The 19,248-nt window shown below is 45.9% G+C and carries 21 protein-coding genes and 1 pseudogene; all 22 read right to left on the reverse strand.

From position 1 onward, the window contains the following. Window positions 1–649: 649 nt before the first annotated feature. On the reverse strand, window positions 650–1,429 hold the full coding sequence (locus tag EIZ58_RS31460; protein ID WP_240689485.1) for a DUF1189 domain-containing protein: 780 nt from the start codon (window positions 1,427–1,429) through the stop codon (window positions 650–652). Window positions 1,430–1,463: 34 nt separating this feature from the next. Beyond that, complete coding sequence (locus EIZ58_RS31465; RefSeq protein ID WP_134704996.1) at window positions 1,464–1,652, reverse strand: hypothetical protein; 189 nt, start codon at window positions 1,650–1,652, stop codon at window positions 1,464–1,466. A gap of 60 nt (window positions 1,653–1,712) precedes the next feature. Next, window positions 1,713–2,465 carry an AAA family ATPase gene (locus EIZ58_RS31470; RefSeq protein WP_134704997.1) on the reverse strand — a complete coding sequence of 251 codons (753 nt, stop codon included), beginning with the start codon at window positions 2,463–2,465 and terminating at the stop codon, window positions 1,713–1,715. 303 nt (window positions 2,466–2,768) lie between these two features. After that, window positions 2,769–2,948, reverse strand: a complete 180-nt coding sequence (locus EIZ58_RS34035) for a hypothetical protein (RefSeq protein WP_167578088.1) — start codon at window positions 2,946–2,948, stop codon at window positions 2,769–2,771. Between the two features lie 120 nt (window positions 2,949–3,068). After that, a complete protein-coding gene (locus tag EIZ58_RS31480; protein WP_134704998.1) occupies window positions 3,069–3,674 on the reverse strand; it encodes an ANTAR domain-containing response regulator in 606 nt (201 codons plus the stop codon). Continuing rightward, on the reverse strand, window positions 3,671–5,113 hold the full coding sequence (locus EIZ58_RS31485; protein ID WP_134704999.1) for a sensor histidine kinase: 1,443 nt from the start codon (window positions 5,111–5,113) through the stop codon (window positions 3,671–3,673). Before EIZ58_RS31485 ends, EIZ58_RS31480 begins: the two co-directional genes overlap by 4 nt. Before the next feature lie 102 nt (window positions 5,114–5,215). Beyond that, complete coding sequence (locus EIZ58_RS31490) at window positions 5,216–5,467, reverse strand: hypothetical protein (RefSeq protein ID WP_134705000.1); 252 nt, start codon at window positions 5,465–5,467, stop codon at window positions 5,216–5,218. A gap of 65 nt (window positions 5,468–5,532) precedes the next feature. Further along, window positions 5,533–6,468 (reverse strand): malate dehydrogenase, encoded by a 936-nt coding sequence (gene mdh, locus EIZ58_RS31495; protein ID WP_134705001.1) that lies wholly within the window; start codon window positions 6,466–6,468, stop codon window positions 5,533–5,535. Between the two features lie 235 nt (window positions 6,469–6,703). Beyond that, window positions 6,704–6,952, reverse strand: a pseudogene (locus EIZ58_RS31500) (BMC domain-containing protein); the annotation flags it as partial. A 5-nt stretch (window positions 6,953–6,957) separates the two neighbouring features. Next, window positions 6,958–7,209, reverse strand: coding sequence for a EutN/CcmL family microcompartment protein (locus EIZ58_RS31505; protein ID WP_134705003.1), 252 nt, complete (start codon window positions 7,207–7,209; stop codon window positions 6,958–6,960). 15 nt (window positions 7,210–7,224) lie between these two features. Beyond that, window positions 7,225–7,896: a hypothetical protein gene (locus EIZ58_RS31510; protein WP_134705004.1), complete on the reverse strand. Its 672-nt coding sequence runs from the start codon at window positions 7,894–7,896 to the stop codon at window positions 7,225–7,227. Next, window positions 7,893–8,555, reverse strand: coding sequence for a phosphate propanoyltransferase (gene pduL / locus EIZ58_RS31515; RefSeq protein ID WP_134705005.1), 663 nt, complete (start codon window positions 8,553–8,555; stop codon window positions 7,893–7,895). Before pduL ends, EIZ58_RS31510 begins: the two co-directional genes overlap by 4 nt. 33 nt (window positions 8,556–8,588) lie before the next feature. Continuing rightward, window positions 8,589–8,879, reverse strand: a complete 291-nt coding sequence (locus EIZ58_RS31520) for a BMC domain-containing protein (protein ID WP_134705006.1) — start codon at window positions 8,877–8,879, stop codon at window positions 8,589–8,591. A gap of 24 nt (window positions 8,880–8,903) precedes the next feature. Then, on the reverse strand, window positions 8,904–10,424 hold the full coding sequence (locus EIZ58_RS31525) for an acetaldehyde dehydrogenase (acetylating) (protein WP_134705007.1): 1,521 nt from the start codon (window positions 10,422–10,424) through the stop codon (window positions 8,904–8,906). Window positions 10,425–10,441: 17 nt separating this feature from the next. Further along, window positions 10,442–11,098 carry an ethanolamine utilization microcompartment protein EutL gene (gene eutL / locus EIZ58_RS31530; protein ID WP_134705008.1) on the reverse strand — a complete coding sequence of 219 codons (657 nt, stop codon included), beginning with the start codon at window positions 11,096–11,098 and terminating at the stop codon, window positions 10,442–10,444. A gap of 12 nt (window positions 11,099–11,110) precedes the next feature. Continuing rightward, window positions 11,111–12,127, reverse strand: a complete 1,017-nt coding sequence (eutC, locus tag EIZ58_RS31535; RefSeq protein ID WP_240689483.1) for an ethanolamine ammonia-lyase subunit EutC — start codon at window positions 12,125–12,127, stop codon at window positions 11,111–11,113. Between the two features lie 11 nt (window positions 12,128–12,138). Continuing rightward, window positions 12,139–13,503, reverse strand: coding sequence for an ethanolamine ammonia-lyase subunit EutB (locus tag EIZ58_RS31540; protein ID WP_134705009.1), 1,365 nt, complete (start codon window positions 13,501–13,503; stop codon window positions 12,139–12,141). Window positions 13,504–13,519: 16 nt separating this feature from the next. Then, window positions 13,520–14,968 carry an ethanolamine ammonia-lyase reactivating factor EutA gene (locus EIZ58_RS31545; protein WP_134705010.1) on the reverse strand — a complete coding sequence of 483 codons (1,449 nt, stop codon included), beginning with the start codon at window positions 14,966–14,968 and terminating at the stop codon, window positions 13,520–13,522. Window positions 14,969–15,202: 234 nt separating this feature from the next. After that, window positions 15,203–15,700 (reverse strand): EutP/PduV family microcompartment system protein, encoded by a 498-nt coding sequence (locus EIZ58_RS31550; protein WP_134705011.1) that lies wholly within the window; start codon window positions 15,698–15,700, stop codon window positions 15,203–15,205. 12 nt (window positions 15,701–15,712) lie between these two features. Further along, the gene (eutS, locus tag EIZ58_RS31555) at window positions 15,713–16,054 is read right to left on the reverse strand and encodes an ethanolamine utilization microcompartment protein EutS (protein WP_134705012.1); all 342 of its coding nucleotides are present in this window, start codon (window positions 16,052–16,054) and stop codon (window positions 15,713–15,715) included. A gap of 66 nt (window positions 16,055–16,120) precedes the next feature. Beyond that, on the reverse strand, window positions 16,121–17,395 hold the full coding sequence (eutH, locus tag EIZ58_RS31560; RefSeq protein WP_134705013.1) for an ethanolamine utilization protein EutH: 1,275 nt from the start codon (window positions 17,393–17,395) through the stop codon (window positions 16,121–16,123). A 188-nt stretch (window positions 17,396–17,583) separates the two neighbouring features. After that, a complete protein-coding gene (locus EIZ58_RS31565) occupies window positions 17,584–19,065 on the reverse strand; it encodes a haloacid dehalogenase-like hydrolase (RefSeq protein ID WP_240689484.1) in 1,482 nt (493 codons plus the stop codon). Window positions 19,066–19,248 lie beyond the last annotated feature (183 nt).

Consider the following 19,248-nt stretch of genomic DNA (forward strand, 5'->3'; position numbering starts at 1 on the left):
GTAGTTCTATATCAAAACCAGTTCTCCCCACTCAGGACAGGAGTAGTGCTATATCAGTACCAGTGCTCTCCCGGTTCAGGACAAGACTGGTGCTGTATCAGAACCAGTTCTCCCCGCTCAGGACAGGACTGGTGCTATATCGGAACCAGTTCTCCCCGCTCAGGAAAGGAGTAGTTCTATATCAGAACCAGTTCTCTCCCGGTTCAGGACGGGAGTAGTACTGAATCAAAACCGGTGCTATCTCAGAACCAGTTCCCACCTGAAACCAGCTTTTAGTTACTGTTTAGATTTGCTGTTTTCATCCAAAAGAGTCATAAAATTGTCATAAATTACTTCAGAGTAAAAGTCTCTTCTTTTATTATGGAATCTTTTGAGGAGAAAGAGCACAAATTTTCCTCTTGATGACGTACAATAATTTACACTATAAGCATTGTGGATGAGGTCGTTGATCTGCCCTTCTACCGGATCGAAAATGACTTCCTTCAACATGCAGCGACAATGATCTATCCAGCTCTCTGTTTTACCATTGGGATAGGGATTTTGTTAGAAAAGAGTCACACAACGGACCTCAAAAGGGGAGCGCCAACTCAAACGGTTCTTTTCCAAGGATGTAAAAAAGAGCATTGAATTCAAGTCAATGCTCATAGTACTAGGCATCCGCTTCCTCTGACCCTTTTAGCTCTTTATCCATCTCTAATAGGGCTAAACCTACATATATTGCCGCAGTAATATAAAAAATCAAATGATATAAATCCATTCTCAAGTAACTAAACAAGGTATCCAAAAGCATGGGGAGGGTCAAGGCATAGACACTAATTTTATAGAGAGCTCCAAATGTTGCTTTAGTCTTCATAAAAAGGTTTAACAATAAGCCAATCAAAGATACCCAGAGAGCATTAATTAGATAGCTAATCGCAGTATAGATAAACATGGCAACGGCTACTATCCAATACACCCATTTGAAATAGGGAAGCCAAGAGACAACATCATCTTTCGTGAATGACATGGGACCGAAAGTGAAAAATTGTATTTCTTCTATTCGGCCTTCTTCTCGCTTATTGATCAATCTATCGCTTAATATCAATAAGCCAGAACGATAGGAGTTAAGTACATTTTCATTTGTTTCTCCCGTAGTATCTACTATCACTACGCTGGTTAGGTCCTTGTACAGTATAGCTGGCATCGGACCACTTACCTCTAAACGGCCATCGGGAAAAGTAAAATCTGGAACCTCTTCGATGACCTTTGTTCGGATCTCCGCTATCCCTTGGCTCATGTTCTGATAAACTCCAATGTAACCTAGAATCCAGATCAATGAGGAGAACAGGATGAGGTAAAGAAAAGTTTTTTGTAAAGATTGTTTCGAAAAATGAAGATAAGCTTTTATGTTTAGGATGCTTGATTTTATCTCTTGGAAAAAAACCACCATGATTCCCTCCCCTAGCTCAACTAGAACCCTCAACCTATTTCTCCTTCTCCAGTTTTTCGTTTAGGTTCTTTAATAAATCTATAATTTCTTTATTTTGCTCTACTTGCTTATCCGAATTGATTTTTATAACCCATGCCCACCTAATAAAAAAAGCTACAATGACTAGAGGTAAAAGCATACTTAACAAGGATATGATAATCCCGCCAAGACTGAATAATTCCAAAAGATTCTCCCCTCTCATCTCTGTTGAACCATTTCATTAATCATATGTTGATACGATCGCTTAGGGAGTGGTTTCTTCATCATCCTCCCTAAACAGCTCATCTAGATATTTGTCTCGCCTATTCAAAAATCCCTTCGTGATTTGATAATGCTCCGTCTCTTCATATTCGATTTCCGTAATGGGAGCCGTATCAAAATTATAAATTTGGGCATGAGGGTACCCCAGCAAAATGGGAGAATGAGTGGCAATGATAAATTGGGTGTTCCCCTCCTTAACCAGCTCATGAATGAAACGAAGAAATGCCAGTTGACGAGCGGGTGATAAAGCGGCCTCTGGTTCATCGAGCAGGTAGATTCCTTTACTTCCAAATCGATTTAAGAAAAGCGAAAGGAACGACTCTCCATGGGACTGTTGATGTAGGGACTTGCCCCCGTAGGCTCTGTACACGCCTGGACCATCCTCTTTCGCCAAACCATCTAGATAAGATGCGAAGTTGTAAAAACTTTCCGCTCTTAAGAAAAAGCCTTGGTTGATTTTTGGCAGCCAAGAAAGGCGAAGATAATCCCCTAATATGGAAGAAGAAGATTCAACTTGATAACGATTGTTTACGCCCCCTCCGGCTGTATGAAATCCACATTGATAAGCAACACCTTCGAGAAGGGTCGACTTGCCTGAACCATTTTCACCGACGAAGAAGGTAACCTCTTTAGTAATGTCGAGAGCAGTCAGTTCTTTTAAGGATGGGATGATAAAGGGAAATTCGTTAGGATTAACGATCTTCTCCTTAATTAAGGAGATCCGTCTCAAGTACATACGTTCACTCCCTATTTTTGATTCATATCATTATAAAAAAAACCCTTATCGTAGTAAATTCAAAGAAGCCAGACCGCTTTTAGAGGAAGTTTTTTATGCAGAATAAGGAGGATGACTCGAAGAAGCTTATACTTTCTTATTCTGTAACAAAAAATGGAGCCTCATTAAGGCTCCAAGGGCTGTACCTATTTACTATCCATCACGTGCATAAAATAGGTGGCAGCCAATAAATCGGCTGATCCTCCCGGACTAATGTTCTGGTCCTACCTGAGGGCATATCCCGAGGTCAGCACTTAACTCTAATCAACCCACCCGATATTTATCGATGATTTCTTGATTCAATGTCACACCCAATCCGGGCCGTTCCGGCACTTTCAACACCCCTCTTGGATCAATTTCGATCTCTTCATTAAATAGTAACGTACGAAGGTCGTTTGGATTTCGGTCAAACTCCAATAATCCTCCATTGGGGATGCCCGCCATTATTAATTAAAGCAAGTTTCATACCAAACTTTTTTTTAAAGGGAATTATTCAATGATAAAAAATTAATCATTTCTACATCGGGGTTTCTTATACGGTAAGGCAAGCATTGAGAAATTCTTCTACCTTTCCTTCGCCTCCAATGGATTAATGCCTAACTTTCCATATTCAATAATATACTCTGCTACCTCTTTCATAGGGATTCTATTTTTCATACTGTGCGCTCTCATTCTTTCATACGCATCAGTTTCACTGACTTTATAAGTCTGCATAATCATTCCTTTTGCTTTCTCCACTCTTTTTCTTTCTTCTATTTTCGCGTGGAGGTCCTTAATGTTTCCAGCAAGTACTTTTACGCGTTCGGATTGACCAAGGGCCATCTCGACGGCAGGGATCAAGTCCCTTTCCGTTATGGGTTTAACCAAGTATCCTACTACGTTTGCCATTCTCGCTTCCTTAATGAGTTCTGTTTCGCTGTAAGCGGTTAAGAGTAACACAGGAATGCCAAATGAAGAATGAATAATCCTGCTAGCTTTTATGCCATTCATTTTTGGCATTTTCACATCCATAACAATCAAGTCAGGATGATGCTTACTCGCCAATTCGATGGCAAGTTCTCCGTTGTTCGCTTCGGCCACCACATCGTATCCTGCTTCAATGAGCATTTCCTTAATATCCATTCGCAAGATGGATTCATCATCAACAACTAAAATCCGCGGCTTACTCATACCAGATCCTCCTGTCTAAATGGAAACATGACCGAGGCGGTCGTCCCTTCTTTTACCTTTGGCTTCAATTCGAATATACCCGATAGGTCATACTTGGTTAGATTCTGAATAATTTCTAGTCCTAACTGATCCGTTTTCGCTGTCTCTTGCAGACCCACTCCGTTATCTTGAACAAAGAAACGAATCTGGTCATCCAAAAGACTAATACCCACGGTAATCACTCCGATTTCCCGCCCTACAAAAGCATGCTTTAAACAATTTTGGATTAATTCAGTTAAAATCAGGGCCAAGGAAATGGCTTGGTCCGAATGGAGGGAAAGCGGTTCCGTTTCAAATTCAAGAAGGATCCTGCAATCTGAATGAGGCAAATTATAAACCAACGCTTTGGCTATCTTATGAATAATTTCATCCATACTCACTCGTTCCATACCGCTGTAGGAAAGTACTTCATGTACAGTGGCTATACTGATAATCCGATTCAAACTTTCCTGGTAGGATTGCTTAGCTTCCTCACTCACTCCACGCCTGATTTGCAGGCGAAGCAAACTCGCAACCGTTTGTAAGTTATTCTTAACCCGATGGTGAATTTCTTTAATCACCGCCGACTTCACCATGAGCTGGCGTTCCTTGTTTCGCAGTTCCGTTACATCGCGAAGCGTAAATAAGAAGCGATCACCCTTCTTGTCCTGTTTCTTTAAACAAATGCCTCTAATGATAAAGACTTTTCCCAGATGATGAACTTCTCTTTGGATAAATCCATCGTGGCTGTAATCTTCTTCTTCGATGAAGGGGAGACACTCCCGAATCTGCCTGTTCCTGTAAAGATTCCATTCCAGTTGTCCATGGCTCTCCATGATTCCGATGGCAAAGTTATTAGCGTATAGGATCGTCCCGTCCTCGTTTAGTAATATCAAGGCTTCTTCTATTATGTCGGGAATGGCCTGCTCTTTGGTGACGAAATCCCAGAAGGTACGATAAAAATCCTCTGTAGTCTCGGATAGCAAAGCCAGTTCATTTTCCCGCTTCACTTGTCGTGTAATATCTTGTTCAAGAATAAGCAGCCCTATCGTTTGCCCTGCTTTATTGAGTATGGGTGTGACATTCTGTTTGACATGTTTTCCTTCGTGGGTGAGGGCTCGATGCCCCATGGTCGGCTTCCCTGTACGGAAGGAACGAAAAACAGCCGGCTCAAGAGCCTCGAAAATGATCTTTCCGATCACACCGGTTTGATACAGCGACTGGATCGTGGTGGGTACGGCTTCCGCCACAACAACCATCGTTTTCCCGTCCCGATTGGGGCAATCAATAAACACATTCGCTTGGGCAAGATCAGCAATGGATTGAAGCATCTCCCTTTTATTATGAATGACAACAATATCATCCTCAGTCAAGGAGGTGAAGGTGCGGCACAGATCTTGAATCTGCGTCATGGTTTCCATCTCATAACCCCTTTCGAAAAAAAAGACAAAAAAAGCCCCTCTCAACGTATCGTTGATAGGCGCCTTTGCCTATATCCTTATGCTTTTATTAATCATACTATACTAAATAGACTGATAGTTGTAAATGGTAGAGGTTTCCACTTTTTCTGTTGACTCAATATCATACAGATGCATGTAATCCTCGTACACGATATTAAATTCCTTCCACACACTTGATTTTCGGTGAATATCCATATCCCACTCTTCATAGATCTCCAGCAACAAACCAAAGAGGAAATACTTTTTTCTAACATCTGATTCTGATTTAATTTTGGATTGCAAATTCTTTACTTCTTCGCTTAAAAAGCTTTCCATCATCCCCACTCCATTCCATGAAAAAATGCCCCTGTTTGAAGTAACAGGGGCTCCGTTGCCATATGCTATAGAATTTTCATTACATTTCTCACCGAGTCAACTGATTGATCCAGGCTGGTTTTTTCTTCTTGCGTTAATTGTAACTCTAGAATTTTTTCGATCCCATTTCCCCCTATGATCGTTGGGACACCCAGATACATATTTTCATAGCCGTACTCCCCTTCTAAATAGGCAATAGCCGGGAGAATTCGTTTCTTATCCTTTAAGATCGCTTCGGCCATCTGGACTAAAGAAGCAGCAGGGGCATAATACGCGCTACCGTTCCCCAAAAGGTTAACGATCTCCCCACCTCCCTTGCGAGTCCGTTCGACAATCGCCTCTAGACGATCTTTCGGTAGAAGTTTTTCCAGAGGGATTCCTCCTGCATAGGAGTAGCGTACAAGAGGTACCATATCATCGCCATGCCCCCCCAAGACAAAACCGGATACATCTTCAATGGACACGTTTAACTCTTCAGCGACAAAGGTGGTAAAGCGGGCGGTATCCAATACCCCGGACTGCCCGATCACCCGATTTTTCGGAAAGCCGGTCGTCTGATAGCAGACATAAGTCATGGCATCCACCGGATTGCTCAATACCAGGATATAGCTATTGGGGGCGTATTGGGCCACATTTTCCGCTACTTTACGCATAATCCCCGCATTCGTGCTCACCAGTTCATCCCGACTCATCCCCGGCTTGCGGGCAATACCCGCCGTAATGATAACAAGATCAGCATCCTGGATGTCCTCATAACGGGAAGTCCCTACAATCTTGCTGTCAAAGCCTTGAACAGGACTGGCTTCAAGCATATCTAAAGCTTTTCCTTTGGTTGGGTTTTCCTGACTCGGGATATCGAGCAAAACAATGTCTCCTAATTCTTTTTGCGCCAGCATCAGTGCTGCTGTAGCCCCTGTAAACCCTGCTCCGATCACTGCAATTTTTCTTCTCCTAAATGCCATCTCTGAAAGTTCCTCCATTATCCATTGGATTCTTGTTCATTGTTTTGATGATCCGCACGTTTTCTCTTCCGGTGGCTAGGGTTGATCGGTTTCGTTGAGCCTGTATCTGACACCATCTCAGGTCCCCCCGTCTCCATTTCTTTCTCTTCCTCTTTCTCTTCCTCTTTCTCTTTCTCTATCTCTTCTTCAACCGACGTTTTGTTAGCCGGTTCTACTTTTTTTTTACGACCAACCCGACTTCTGCGTCTGGTCGGGGAATCAGATGGGAAGCAACCAAGACTCCTACTCGTTTCGCTGCTTCTTTTCCCGCTTCGAGTGCAGCTTGTACCGCGCCCACATCCCCTTCAATGATAACGGTAACCAGGGCTCCATCTATTTTCTCTTGATTGATTAATTGGACATCGGCCGCTTTAACCATGGCATCCGCGGCCTCGATGGAAGCAATTAGTCCCTTGGTTTCAATCATCCCAATTGCTTTAGACATCTCCCTCACCTGCTTTCTTCATCTATACTATCTACAATTCCAATGACAACCGCGTCAATGGGAAGATCCTTGTCCACCTCAATCAAGCGAGCCGCACTTCCCATCGTGACAATCACGCGATCACCAATTCCCGAGCCAATTCGATCGACCGCAATAATGCGCGTATCTTCCAACTGTACAAATAGAAACTTCAACCCCGTTAACCCATCTTCTTTCCGTGTGGCCCAAACATTACCTGTAATGGTTCCCAAACGCATGGGAGATCACCTCCGCTACTTATCCCTGCGAATTCTCATTCCTTTGGCTCTTGCTGTATCCCAGGCTAATGGCGTAATGACGGTGGATTTTGCTACCCACAGCTCTTCCCCCTCTGCCTGCTCAACATCCCGCTGGGTCAGCAGCTTCTTTTCGTCTGCCCAATCACCTTGTTCCTGAGCAGACACCTCCGTCAGTTCTGGAAGTTCATATTCCGCAACAAACCTTGCCCCGAAGGAACTCAATGCAACTTTAGCCTTGAGAAGATGCTCGCGGTAGCGCCGGGCAGGTTCAGGTAATGGAACGCCCTTTCTTTCAGGACGAAGGATCCAGCTCAAGGAACGAGCGGGCTGCAAGTAAACGGGAGTGCCCGAAAGCAGGCATTCAGCCAGCCATTGACTAGCCGCCGTTCCGGTCAACCCTTGGGCTCCTCTTACCATGAGGGCTTGATCCACATCGAGGAAGAGGACACTTCCTCTCCCTTCTTGACCCTTTCCCCACACGGTCGATTGCGAGACGAGCGGGCAAAGCGATACGTTCCAGCTTGGAGCTAGCGATTGGCTAAGTTCATCCAACTGAGCGGGGTCACGGGTCTCGTCATGACAGATCCATAAACGGGGCTTGTGTTGGATTCGTTGAAGAACCTCCCGCACAATCTGTTCCACTACCTGCGGGTCCAGAGTCTTCATTCTCCCAGACTCCTCGCCTCGTTTTTTAAGATGATTCCGGACAGCCCTTGGAGGTAAAGGGCTGCATTGGCTTCATCGGTGTCGATATGCATCTCCAAGGCATAACGAGGGGAAACGCGAATGAGGACTCGATCAAAAAGAATAGGTCGATTACTCTCAATTTTGACCTGAACGTACTCTCCATTTTTCACGCCAAACTGGGCTGCATCCTCCGGTCTCATATGAATATGACATTGCGCCAGAATTAAACCTTCAGATAGATGAATGCTCCCTTTCGGTCCGACAAGGGTAACGGGTGAAGATCCCTCAAGATCCCCCGACTCTCTCAAAGGAGGCTTTAACCCTAATTTAATCGCATCAGTCTGACTCACTTCGACCTGTGTAGCTCCTCTAGCCGGCCCAAGGATGCGAACCTTCTCGATGCTGCCTTTCGGGCCTACAACGAGAAGCGTCTCATTCGCAGCAAATTGGCCTGGCTGCGATAGGTCTCCTTTTTTTGTCAATTCATACCCCGTTCCGAACAAGGCCTCCAAATGCTGCTTAGATAAGTGCACATGCCTCGCGGAGACCCCAATGGGCACCTTGGGTACGTTAGCCGACGGTTGTTGATACTGTACCAGCACCTGATCGACGATCGCCTGAATCATCTCTGTATTCACGCTTTTCTCTCCTTCCTTATCTCCATTTCTCTATTATTCGGCTTGTAGTTTTGGCAAGATGCTTTCTAGCTCACTGTGTGGACGTGGGATAACATGAACGGAAAGCAGTTCGCCCACGCGCTGTGCAGCTGCCGCTCCTGCTTCGGTTGCCGCTTTTACAGCCCCTACATCTCCGCGCACTAATACGGTAACAATTCCCCCACCCACATGCACCTTGCCCACTAAGTGAACATTGGCGGCTTTCACCATAGCATCGGCAGCTTCTACGGAAGCGACTAGCCCCTTCGTTTCAATCATTCCTAAAGCAGTAAGTTCTCTTGACATTGTAAATTCCTCCTTGGATTTGGGTTATAGTTTGGAAATCACTTGACTGACTAATTTGGCGATACTTTCCTTATCTAGCTGCGATGATGCCGTTCCTGCCTCAGCTAAGACCTTTTCTATCACTTGTTCGATCTGTTCGGACGCGTTCGTCTTTTCCTGCACAGGGGTTAGCGTTGTTGGTGTCGGTACGTCCAGTTCCTTCACTCCATAAGCCAAACGCTTAACATTCATCAAATGATGAGCTGTTACATTATCGGAGGTAATGTTGCCGCCAAAGGAGCCGCAACCTAAGGTGAGAGATGGTTTCAATCCCGTTGTCGCACCTACGGCTCCTAGAGCCGAAGGAGTGTTCACCAGAATTCGGGAAACGGGCATCCGTAACGCAAAGGTCCGGGCTATTTCCTCATCCTTCGTATGAAGAGCTAGAGAATGCCCTCGGCCGCCCAAATTCAGGAGTCTTTCACACAAGACCACGGCCTCTTTCCACCCATCCACGGTGTAAAAACCAAACACGGGGGCTAGTTTTTCAATCGAGAACGGAAAATCTTTTCCTACTTGGGTTTCTTCGGCGATCAAGAGCCTTGTATCGTCAGGCACTTGAACCCCTGCATATTGAGCAATCGTCTTGGCACTGCGTCCTACAATCTTCGGATTCAGTTTGCCAGGCATCGGCGAAATCACGGGTTCTAGCTTCTTTTTCTCCTCTTCATTGAGGAAGTAGGCCCCTTGTTTCTTGAATTCTCTTATCACGATTTCTCGAATATTCCGATCCACAACAACCGATTGTTCGGAGGCACAGATCGTGCCATGGTCAAAGGTCTTGCTATCCACGATGCGTTTAACCGCAGCCGGAACTTCAGCCGTTTTTTCAATGTACACTGGCACATTGCCAGGTCCAACTCCATACGCTGGCTTTCCTGAACTATACGCCGCACGGACGAGACCGCTGCCCCCGGTTGCCAGAATGAGGTTGACATCCCGATGCGTTAACAAGGCTTCCGTGGCCTCCATCGTCGGTGTCGAAATCCATCCGATCAATCCCTCAGGAGCCCCTGCAGCAACGGCCGCCTGTAAGCAAATCCTTGCCGCTTCAACCGTACATTTAGCAGCTGTAGGGTGAGGGCTAAAAACAATCGCGTTCCGGGCTTTTAGAGCGGTTAAGCTTTTGAATATGGTCGTGGACGTCGGATTCGTGACCGGAACAATTCCCGCTATGACACCGAACGGGGAAGCGACCTCAACCACGTTGCGTTCCTTGCATTCCTGAAGAATCCCTACTGTCTTTTGTTCCGCGATCGAGAGAAACACTTCCCTCGATGCCACTTGGTTCTTAAGGACTTTATGCTCAATGACACCCAGACCCGTTTCTTCTACGGCCATTCGTGCCAACTCAAACGCCTTCTCATAAGCGGCATCTGCCATGGCTTTTACAATCCGATCCACCTCTTCTTGCGAGAAGGACTCGAAGGTTCGCTGCGCTTTCTTGGCCGCCTCAACGGCCATTCTCATTTCCTGCTGGGAAAGCAAATCTCGATCCAGCTGCATGTTTCTCACTCTCCTCTTTATCTGTAAGGAATAGGGCTTCTGGCCAATTCCACGATATGTTCTCGGAACGCATCCGCCGCGGCTTGGCAAGCGGACTGGCTACCGGTCAGCAACCCACCGCCATAATTCGTTTCGGTAGGTGGACCAAAGAACGTGACTAACCGGACGTCAGCAGCCTTCAGGGCAGCATCTAGCCCGTACACAGCCTCAAGGGGCGGGGCAACCAAATAGGCTAAGGGCTCTCCTTCTTTAATTCCGGCTAAATGGGAAAGATAGCGTCCGGTCCTTGCTACAACATGAGCATATAGCGCATGGCTTCCTTCTTCGTTTAACGCTTCAAAATAAGCTCCATTTTCGATGGTGTGACGGACCGCATCAATCCCGCTGCTTACCTCATCGGGTGAGGGTCCTGCAAGAATGCCGATGAACTCCCCGGATAATGGGCCGGAAGCATGGCTCGCTCCCCCATAAAAGGATCGAGCATACACCACTTCGACTTCGGCTCTTTTGGTTGCTTCATCCAAGGCCGTGTACCCTACATCGTCAATGGAAGAAGTGATCATCCCTAAGCTCCTGTACCGTGGGTTTACTTTCCACTGCTTCAAGAGCGCATCATCAGCATTGGGGATAAGACGAACGGCCAAAACCTGTGCTTTGATGGGTTTTAACTTCATGAGACTCCCCCCTTACCCTTCCTGTTGCACCAGGGAAATCCCACTGGCTTTATACTTCAAAATTTTCTGAACAACACTGCCCAGATAAGCCCCTGCTTCTACCGGAGGAATTCCCCCTTCGTGGATATTCGAGATGACCATTCGTTCCGCTTCAATCGTTCCTTTTCGAGGCTTGTAGCACAAATAGGCACTTAAAGATTCTGCGCTGATTAAGCCAGGTCGCTCCCCAATTAAAAGGACAATCACATCAGGCTCCAAAATTTCTCCTACATCATCCATGGCGGCTACCCGCCCTTTCCGAATGAAAAAGGGGGTTCCCTGCTGAAGACTGAGCTGATGTAGTGATTCCTGCAAAGAGAAATAAACATCTTCCAAGTTTTTCTCAATCGCTTGCGAGCTCAGTCCATCTGATGCAATAATTTGAACCTGCGGCTGAAAAGCACACTGCTTGCGAATGATCTCCTTCGATTCCTCACTGAGCCGTCTTCCCAGATCCGGTCGGCGGATATATTCCTCCTTATCCCCTACCATTGTCTCTACGGCAAAGAGCTGTAGCTTGTCTAGCAGATCTTGTGAAACTTCCCCGTAAACCGCATCGACAGCCGCTGCATGATCTAGCCTAAACCGTAGCCAGGCTTCGGTTTTGGGCCTTACCCCCGCTCGCCCTATGCCGATTCGGGCTGGAGTCTTAGTCACCAGCTCTGAGAGCATGTCGGCTGAAACCGGGTGATCAATTCCGACTCTCGTTTCCAGCGACGGAAGCAACTTCTCCTTTTCCTCGAGGGTCATTGGTTGCGGTCTTTGTTTTTCTGCAGGAACATGGTCCCAAATACGAATCATTTCCTCTTTTTCTGCTTGCGGCTCCATAATCAGGGGGCGCATTCTCTCTCCTTTACCATCTGATAGATGGTCCCACACCCGAACCATACTTCCCTGGGTTTTCGGTACAGCTGGTGGTGAGGGTTGCTTTTCTGGATTCATCTTACCTAGCAGTATGCGAGTCACTGTCTCTACCAACTGAGCATCCACCCTTAGTCCTCCTAACGTGAAAATATCGTGGGATCCCCGGCCCAATCCGTCAGTTTACCGTTCTCCATAATGCCCATCTTCTCGAGCCATTTTTCAAACTGCGGGGCTGGACGGCGTCCAAGCGTTTGGCGTATAGCTGCCACATCATGATAGCTGAGGGATTGGTAATTGAGCATGCAATCATCGCCCATTGGCGTTGCAATGATAAAATTAATCCCTGCCGTTGCCAGCAGCATACCCAAATCCTCAATATCATTCTGATCCGCCCGGATATGATTGGTATAACAGACATCACAGCCCATAGGCATTCCATGCATCTTGGCCATAAAATGGTCTTCGAGGCCGGCTCGAATCACTTGCTTATTGTCATACAAGTATTCCGGTCCGATAAAACCAACAACCGTATTGATAATATAGGGGTCATAACGCCTAGCAAATCCATAATTGCGGGATTCCATCGTTAATTGATCAATTCCATAATGGGCTTCGGCAGAAAGTTCGGAGCCCTGACCGGTTTCGAAATAGAGCCGTTGCGGTCCTGTTCCCGTCCCCCATTTTCTGACCATGTCATTGGCTTCATCCAATAAGGAGGCCGATATGCCGAAGGATCGATTCGCCGCTTCCGTACCTGCAATGCTCTGAAAGATCATGTCGGCCGGAGCCCCCTGCTCCACCGCTTTCATTTGTGTCCTCACATGGGCAAGCACACAGTTTTGGGTAGGAATATTCCAGGCCTGCATAAAATCATGTGTCGCATAAAGCAATCGCTTGACGCTTTCAACCGAATCATCCACTGGGTTAATGCCGATTACCGCATCTCCTATACCGTAGGCTAACCCTTCCCTTAAAGAGGCCATCATCCCCTCGACATTATCCGTAGGGTGATTGGGCTGCAACCGCGAGGCGAGAACTCCCTTTTGACCAATGGAGATATTACACTTCGTAATCACTTCAATTTTATGGGCTGCATGGATAAGGTCTAGGTTAGACATCAACTTCGTGACAGCCGCAATCATTTCACTTGTAAGCCCCCGGCTAACCCGGAGCAAATCCTCACCCGTTGTGCGTTGGTCTAAAATATGCTCTCGCAATTCAGCCACGGACCAATTTTTCATCGTCTCAAACAGGGGCTCACTGACCTGTTCTTCGATGATTCGGGAGACTTCATCTTCTTCTGCCGGTAGTAACGGATGATTTCGGATCTCTGCGAGTGTAAGATGACCGAGAACTTGCTTGGCCGCAATTCTCTCTTGAACACTCTCGGCAGCCAGCCCGGCTAAACGATCGCCGGATTTTTCTTCATTTGCCTTTGCGAAGATCTCTTTTAAATCTCTAAATTGATAGATTTGACCCAACAGCTGGGTTTTAAGAATCATACTCTCTCCTCCTTCCCTAAGTATGAAAAGCCAGAGTCTTCACGACTACCGGAACCACTTCCGTTTGCAGCATTTTCCCGATGTCCAGATAGTCCCCATTCTCTACCGAGATCTGGTCTATGCAGATCACATCGCGGCCTAACTGCAAACGTTGTAAGGCTTGCCCTACCGCTTTCGCCATATCGTTGGAAATCACGAGAACAAAAGGCTCCTGTTGATTGGGTTGAGCTTCGATCGCCTGAGCAAGCCACTCTGCCAATTGTTGGACTTCCTTGAATCTGAGAATGGGAAGCTCAGAAAGGTATAAAGCGAAGTTTCGTCCCTCTCTTTCCGGATCAAACAGGTTAATGGCCCGTTCGATCGATTCTTGCAGGTGTTCACGATGGAAATGATCTCGATGGACGGGGATGGAGTATACTGGAAGGTTTTTGATCGGCAATCGGCTCCCTTCCACATGGATCGTTACTCCGCTAATTTCCGTCGTTTGCATACCGGCTCCAAGAACCGTGGCACGAACCGTCTCGAGGGGCGGGATCCACTTCCATTGGTTCAAACCCTTATGCGTTTGAAACTCTTCCGCAAGCCATACCCCGATGTCCTGATAAGGGGCTTCTGTGGGATTCCAGCTGGGATCCCCCCATCGGTGGATGCATTCGCCTACCCCTCCAGAGAACATGATTTCATCGACACGTGTGTTCCAATTAGGTCGATGACCCAGCAACAGGACCTCGTCATTCTGCTCTATCTGTTCTCGGAGAATTCTGGCTAGGGCATCTGCCATGTAACGAATCATCGGCATCATGTTGTCTTTTTCTACCCGTTCCCCCAGGGAGACCCTCCGCCCCAGTTGTAAACTCAACTGTTCCATAGAGGGAGAGATGCTTTTCACGAACTCGCCATCCCATTCAATCAATCTGCCCCCGATGTGCAGTGTACAGGTTCCTTTGAGAACACCAGCCTGGTAAACTGCAATATTGGCTGTTCCTCCACCGATATCAATATTGGCTACCGTTTTACCCGATTCCTTGGAATATTGAAAGGCTCCTGAACCTTTGGCGGCGATAATCCCTTCAAGATCCGGACCCGCCGTTGCCACGAGAAATTCCCCCGCCTGCTCCGATAGGAAGTGAACCATTTCCTCCGCATTTTGTTTGGTTGCCGTCTCTCCCGTTATGATGACAGCCCCGGTCTGAATCTCCTGTGGTGAAATGCCAGCTTTCTCATACTCCCTTCGCACGATGGACAATACCCCTTGCATATCAATCATCGAAAAGGAATGTAAGGGAGTCCGGTATAAAGGACTTTTGTGTATTACCTCTTTATCTACGATCTCAATCTTTGGCACGTGCGTCATGCCGGCGGTATTTACCAGTGTAAAGCGACTGATAATAAGCTTGGTTGTACTAGTCCCGATATCGATTCCAGCACTCAGCATGTGCTCTTTTCCGCGACTACTGGCTTGCATAGTCCCAGCTCTCCCCATACATCTGACATCTGACATCTGGGCATAAAAAAATGCCTGGATGATAATCATGGAGATCATCATTCCAGGCATCTTCGCCCTTATTATTCTTTTTTACCCTCTTTGAAGGAACCACAAAAAGCCCCTTCAATGTATATCATTGATAGGCGCCATTGCCTTGTCATTTGCTTTTGTTAATTAATACATTACTATACTTTTTCTATCTTGTAAAGGGTTTCAGATAAAAGATATTAGATCAGGTGAAAACAAACGAGAACATTCTCTCATGTCTTCTAAACTATCTTGCAACACAAGATGGCGGATCTCCTCAATCCCTTGACCGGTGTAGGCCGAACAAATCACAAGGGGACCTTTGGCCATGACCTTCTTGAGTTGCTCAACCGCCCGGTCTACGTCCGCTTGCGGAGAGTCAGCTTTGCTTATCACTCCAATGGGAAGCTTAGGAATCCCTGTCGCAAACCCGGGCGGGAAAATACAGGTGGAACGGGTGGCATCTTGGATATATATGACATGAGTCACCTCTAGGCATGTCGCCATAATCGAGCGGTAATACATAGGATTCTCCGCATATTCGCCCGGCGTATCCACAATCCAATCATAATAGGTCAGCGTTTGCGTTTTTACTGCCTCGACCCGACGCCCTAGCAAAGCATTGGTCATCGTGGATTTCCCTGCCCCGATCGAACCGATCAACATTGCTCGATTTTTTTTCATGACAGGTCCCTCCTACGACTTGGTAATACGGGCAGACGTATAGCCCAACTGACCTGCAAGATAAGAGTTGATATGCTCCATAGCCATCTCGACTTCTGAGACACTGCCCACCAACACCAGACTTCCGGTAAAGCGGTCTAGAAAGCCGATCGAAATATGAGCAGCCTTCGTTGCCAAATCGCCAGCAATAATCACGGTTTCACTAGGTGTCAGCGTGAGAATGCCAATGGCTCCTTCTTTTTGAATCCCCAATTTTTCAAACATCTGCGGATCAGGATTGGCGATCAGGTGACTTAACGTCACCTGTTTACCTGGAACGAATTCTTGTATAAATCGTTTTTTCTCCTCTGACATCAAATTTCCTCTTTTCATTTTTGTTCTGGTACCGTTCCATCAATCCAGCCACGAGCATGATCCATGTTAGCTGCCTGTTTTCAAATGATTTTCTTCTTTGATATCTTCTGTTAACTTATACTCATGCTTCTCGATAATTCCTTTATTTCTGTCCTCCTCCTCCAACTCAAGGGCCTTTGGAACAGATAGCCAGTAAGCCACAGCAACAGCAAAAACGCCTCCGCTAATCTTGCCCACCATAATATATAGGATGAGATTCGGTTGAAAGTTTGCCGAGAAGGATAAGTGATCGCCGAATAAAAAGGCCGCACAAACCGCAAAAGCAATATTGACCACTTTATCTTTAGGAGGCATTGATTTGATTAAGCGGAACATGGCTAAAATATTTGCCGCCGAAGCAAGAAGACCTGTACTTCCAGCTGAGCTTAATCCCAATTTGTTACCCGCCACTTCCAAAGGCCTAGAAAAATACTTTCGAATTAGATAAACCATCGGGAATGCACCCGCGAGCATAATTCCAATATAACCAGCTACTTCTAAAGCCCTAAACTGATCTTCTTTATCCGCAATGATCGGACTGAATCCCCAGCTTCCAAATAAAGAACTGAACGCTCCGGTAAAATATTCGACAATAGAAAAAACCAAAACCAGCTTCAAGAAGGCATCCATCCCTCGCCCGAACCACATAAACACTTTAATCATCAGATCAGGGAAGAATCGAAGTCCTAAAGCGATAGAACCAACAAAAATAATAAGAGGGATAAGATTAGCAAATATTTGGCCGAAGCCAAGGGATAGTTGATAGATAGAATCCGCATCAGTAGAAATAACTTCCCGAACGGTTGGATTTGTGAATGCGATTAAAGAACAACTAACCAGTACACCAATAGGGATCCCTAATATCCCGGACATAATTCCCAATGCCATATACTTATGGTCTCTTCTCTCAAGCATGGCAAGCCCTGTAGGTATAGAAAAGACAATCGTGGCTCCCGCCATATACCCGACAATCATAGCCATGATCCATCCTTCCCGCGTTCCTGCCAATACTTCCGCTAATTGATACCCGCCCATGTCAACGGCGATAATCGAAGTAGCAGCGATGGCAGGATCAGCCCCCATAAAGGAAAAAATAGGACCAAAAATCGTTTCAACAATTTTTGATAAATAAGGTATAGAAGCCATAATCCCTGCTGTGGGAATGAAAATGTATCCAATCGAATGAAGACCTTCCATAAACTCCCTGCCAAGACCTTTTTCATTATCTCGAATTGCGGCAAGAGCGCCTAAAACTGCCGAAACCATCAGAATATAAATGACATAAGTTCCTATTTGCGCCAAACAAACTACCCCCGATCCATGTTCTTATACCTACTCATTTTCGCTTTCAATTCAACTTCCTAACGAAAAACGTCCATAACTGGCAATAATTTAGCATCAGCAGTAGCTGCTGAGCTTCCATATAAAGAGTAAAAGTGACTACACAAAGACAAGTATGGCTAGTTCCTCTCATGTCAGTTCATAGCTAATCACGGTTTCATAATCAAGGCTTTTTCCGCCTTTCCTAACTTTAGCGTGGATTCGCTGGGAATCCATTGACCAGTATGCTCATCCCGTCCTTGAAGGACATATTTGGGATTTTCTTTTTCCAATTCCGATGATGCGATAGCAGCAAGTTTACCGATATTCCCTCCGCTTACCCGATTTACAACTAGCCCAAGCTCCATATCGGAAAAATCAACCATCATATCATAATCACCGTTGCTGTCACCGGCTATGAAAATAGGACCATATCCACGTTTGCTGGCAATCTCCTGTTGGATTACTTCTGTCTTTCCCTTTTTGACAGTAAAAGGCCAATTTTTTTGATACACAGGCTGGATCTTTCCATCCATTTTTTCCAACCTCATGCCAATCACATCTTCTTTAGTCAGATTATAGCCATATTTCGGATGGGTGGCGAAAACCTCCACCACTTCTTCCATTGATGCTGACACAACATAAACCTCTATCCCATTATTTCGTAAAGTATTCATAAGATTGGAAATTTCCGGTGTCAATCTTAATCCACTTGTATAAGATACGCTGACCATCCCTGCTTCACCTGCCAGGGATTTCGGACTGGACAGCGTCACTTTGGAAATGTTGTTACCCAAGCCATGATCATTCGACTTTTCCGCCAGCTCTTGAACTTCTTCCACTGTCATATTGCTAAACAAGTAAAGCACCCAAGGATAACCGATATCAGTGCCATGCGTATCGCCAATGGCCTCATACAGGAAAAACAGCTTAGCCTTAAAATCTTTAAATTGGTCCGTTTCCCTGATTTCCTCCAGGGACAGGTTTCCTTTCAGGCCTTTATAATGGTTATAGAGATATTCATAATCCCGGCTCAGGTCTTTACTGATGGCTTCGAGCGTAACAAGCTGACCCGCATCATTTTTGTAATCTTCGGCAAACGGACCTTCCGGAACGTTGGTTTTAATGACTTTGGAGAACACTTCCGGAGTCATCTTAAACGCCAGGTGATCGATCTGATAGATGAAAAGCGCCTCTTCCGTGTCATTCATGATGCTGGTGTTATCCCAGTCAAAAATAGCATAGGGTTTCTTTTTATGATCATATGAGGCACTATTTATCCCATGTTTATCAATCAATTGCTGCACAGCCTTGTAAGTATTGGATGCCCATTTTCCTTTATCCAAGTTTTGTTGTGAGTGCTTATCCGACTGATAGTTCTTTCCCTCAAGCCCAGTAACGGATCGGCCGTCACCCTCAATACCAGCCGCTTTGCGGATGCTTTGCGCATAACGATGAACGGCTTCCGCCAAATCCAATTGCCCGGCTAATCTGTATTCTTGATATTTATGACCTGCCCTCGCTATTTCAGCCAATGAATCCTGGAAGTTTTTTTCACTTGTTGCTGCTCCTGCCTGAAGGGTAGAAGCAGCCAACAATGCACCTAAAACAGTGCTAAAAAACATCCCTTTTCCGTATTTATTCTTTTCCATCATATAACGCCTCCCACTTTGTAATTTTTTATCTTTTTGTGCTAACTCACTCTATGAACAAATGCAGCTCTTGTCCAAGTTTATTAGATCAAACGAATATCGGAATATAGATGTATTAAAGAATAATTTTAGGGGGTTCAGCGTTCCGATGAGGTGGATGTCAGTCTTGCTATCCGACAGGGC

This window comes from Ammoniphilus sp. YIM 78166 (genome assembly GCF_004522215.1).
Classification (GTDB): domain Bacteria; phylum Bacillota; class Bacilli; order Aneurinibacillales; family RAOX-1; genus YIM-78166.

Bases quoted from the DNA above. Each gene is read 5' to 3' on its own strand.
- EIZ58_RS31545 (WP_134705010.1), bottom strand. From the start codon at position 14,968: ATGCAAGCCAGTAGTCGCGGAAAAGAGCACATGCTGAGTGCTGGAATC.
- mdh (WP_134705001.1), bottom strand. From the start codon at position 6,468: ATGGCATTTAGGAGAAGAAAAATTGCAGTGATCGGAGCAGGGTTTACA.
- EIZ58_RS31510 (WP_134705004.1), bottom strand. From the start codon at position 7,896: ATGAAGACTCTGGACCCGCAGGTAGTGGAACAGATTGTGCGGGAGGTT.
- EIZ58_RS31525 (WP_134705007.1), bottom strand. From the start codon at position 10,424: ATGCAGCTGGATCGAGATTTGCTTTCCCAGCAGGAAATGAGAATGGCC.
- eutL (WP_134705008.1), bottom strand. From the start codon at position 11,098: ATGAAGTTAAAACCCATCAAAGCACAGGTTTTGGCCGTTCGTCTTATC.
- EIZ58_RS31460 (WP_240689485.1), bottom strand. From the start codon at position 1,429: ATGGTGGTTTTTTTCCAAGAGATAAAATCAAGCATCCTAAACATAAAA.
- EIZ58_RS31470 (WP_134704997.1), bottom strand. From the start codon at position 2,465: ATGTACTTGAGACGGATCTCCTTAATTAAGGAGAAGATCGTTAATCCT.
- eutS (WP_134705012.1), bottom strand. From the start codon at position 16,054: ATGTCAGAGGAGAAAAAACGATTTATACAAGAATTCGTTCCAGGTAAA.
- EIZ58_RS31480 (WP_134704998.1), bottom strand. From the start codon at position 3,674: ATGAGTAAGCCGCGGATTTTAGTTGTTGATGATGAATCCATCTTGCGA.
- EIZ58_RS34035 (WP_167578088.1), bottom strand. From the start codon at position 2,948: ATGGCGGGCATCCCCAATGGAGGATTATTGGAGTTTGACCGAAATCCA.
- EIZ58_RS31520 (WP_134705006.1), bottom strand. From the start codon at position 8,879: ATGTCAAGAGAACTTACTGCTTTAGGAATGATTGAAACGAAGGGGCTA.
- EIZ58_RS31540 (WP_134705009.1), bottom strand. From the start codon at position 13,503: ATGATTCTTAAAACCCAGCTGTTGGGTCAAATCTATCAATTTAGAGAT.
- EIZ58_RS31490 (WP_134705000.1), bottom strand. From the start codon at position 5,467: ATGGAAAGCTTTTTAAGCGAAGAAGTAAAGAATTTGCAATCCAAAATT.
- EIZ58_RS31485 (WP_134704999.1), bottom strand. From the start codon at position 5,113: ATGGAAACCATGACGCAGATTCAAGATCTGTGCCGCACCTTCACCTCC.
- EIZ58_RS31565 (WP_240689484.1), bottom strand. From the start codon at position 19,065: ATGGAAAAGAATAAATACGGAAAAGGGATGTTTTTTAGCACTGTTTTA.
- EIZ58_RS31550 (WP_134705011.1), bottom strand. From the start codon at position 15,700: ATGAAAAAAAATCGAGCAATGTTGATCGGTTCGATCGGGGCAGGGAAA.
- EIZ58_RS31505 (WP_134705003.1), bottom strand. From the start codon at position 7,209: ATGCGTTTGGGAACCATTACAGGTAATGTTTGGGCCACACGGAAAGAA.